The 1,958-nt window shown below is 44.1% G+C and carries 2 protein-coding genes; one reads left to right on the top strand and one right to left on the bottom strand.

Going from position 1 to position 1,958, the window contains the following annotated elements:
- Positions 1–504 precede the first annotated feature (504 nt).
- Complete coding sequence (locus tag F6K53_RS38725) at positions 505–1,026, top strand: late competence development ComFB family protein (RefSeq protein ID WP_293058666.1); 522 nt, start codon at positions 505–507, stop codon at positions 1,024–1,026.
- A gap of 506 nt (positions 1,027–1,532) precedes the next feature.
- Here the strand turns inward: F6K53_RS38725 and F6K53_RS38720 are convergent.
- A partial coding sequence (locus F6K53_RS38720) for a glycosyltransferase (RefSeq protein ID WP_293085166.1) occupies positions 1,533–1,958 on the bottom strand: 426 nt, incomplete at its 5' end.

Raw genomic sequence — 1,958 nt, 5'->3', positions numbered from 1 at the left:
TTTTAGCTAGATCGTATTCTTTTAAAAATTCGGGTTTAGCCTTTTTCCATTCAATGACGGCCTTCATTGTGACTCCTGCCGCATCTGCTGCGTGCTGATCATATCCCATTATCCGTAATTTCTCTATGTGGGAAGTGTGGGAAGTGTGAGAAGTGTGGGAAGTGTGGGAAGTTCGAGTTTGGGGAGAGTGGGGAGTTTGGGGAGATGAAATTGATCTTTAGCCGTAATTTCCAGCAATTGATAACTATGATATAGCATTTTCCATACTTATGAGGTGTATTCCACATAGTTCCCCCGACTCCCTACTCCCGACTCCCTGTTCCCTATTCACTTTGCTAAATAACATTATAAAATAAAGTAGTCTAAATCTTTACCATAACTTTAATTCAATTTATTCAAACAAACAGAACGTATACACAAAATCAACCTGTTTATCAACCTAAGCATTGGAGAATCATGATCATAAAAACTATTAATTGAGTTATCGTCATGAAGTCAGGGTTAATGCAAAGAACTCAAGCCTATCAAAATGTTATGGAAATCCTTGTTGAAGAAGAAATCGAGCGACGACTAGATCAACTGTCACCGGAGATAGCTAAAAGTATTAATCCCATAGAAGTAGCGACCTATGCTCTCAATCGCCTCCCACCGTTGTATGCGTCTAGTGAAAAAGGTTGGAAGTACCAAAAGCAACGAGGGATGAAGGAGTTAGCTAAGCAAATAAGTATAGTGGTGAGTCGGTCAATCAGTGCTGTCCAAAAGGACCCCATTCGACTAGCAACTCCTTTATTTGATTCTAAAGATCCAGCATCTCAGCAAGCCTTAAAGCGACTTAAAAAATTGCTATTACAGGAAAACCTATCATGGTGGGAACTTCCTCGGGTTGTTGAGCAAGCTCTAATTAAAGCGTGGCATGGAGAGATTAGCTGGAAGCATCATGAGCAGTTTTTTGTACAAGTTGCAGAGACTAAAATACCTGTGAAATCTGGAGGGGCGTGGGGTATGGATAGGTATGGTCGGTGGTAATTCCTGAGCAGAAAACCTGATTTTAGGGAGTCGGGAGTCGGGAGTCGGGAGTCGGGAGTCGGGAGTCGGGAGTCGGGAGTAGCACTGCATCGCTATTCCTTCTGCCCTAACATCCACAACTTGTGTACCTCATCAGAGGTACACAAGATTTTTTCCCTATTGCCTATTGCTAGCATGCCTATTGCCTACTCCCTACTCCCTACCTCACAGGGGTAGGTTTTTTACATTTGGGTCAAACCCACCCCCAATCCCCGACCGGTCGGGGGCGGATCACAGGGAGAGGAAAAGGAAAACAACGAAGAAGCGATGCAGCGCCGCCAAAGGGGGTTTCCCCCACTCGCGCTGCATCAAGACAATGATGATTTTTAACGACAAATTAAGTATATTTTCTTATCCCCCACACCCTACACCCCACCCCCTACACCCCACACCTCACGTCTTTGTTAAAAACCTACCCCTGTGAGCTACTCCCTACTCCCTACTCCCTAATTAGTAAAAGGGATTGATCAAGACTTCTGAACCGCTGCCAGTAACCGCTTCTTTTGAATGTCAGAAAAGAGTTCTTCGTAACGGTTGAGAGCTTGATCGAAGGAATAATATTGAAGAGCATGTTGTCTACTTCTGTTGCCCAGTAATGTAACTGTTGCGGGATCGTTATACAACTCTAAGATTGTTGCTGCTAGAGTTTCTGGATCCTCTGGGGGAACAACAATGCCACCGCCGCTTTTTTTGACAGCTTTGGCAGCGGTACCATTAGCAGGAACAGAAGCTAGGATGGGGCGACCACTAGCTAGCAGTACTTGGATTTTGGAGGGCATATTAAAAGAAATTACATTTTGCTTTTGTATGACCAATCCGACATCCGCTGCTGCTAGCATTTCCGGTAGTTTTTCCCGAGGTTGAAATGGTAGTAGCTTAACATTATTGGCGTT

This window comes from Moorena sp. SIO4A1 (assembly GCF_010672065.1).
Lineage (GTDB): Bacteria > Cyanobacteriota > Cyanobacteriia > Cyanobacteriales > Coleofasciculaceae > Moorena.
This window is presented reverse-complemented; position numbering and strand designations above follow the sequence as displayed.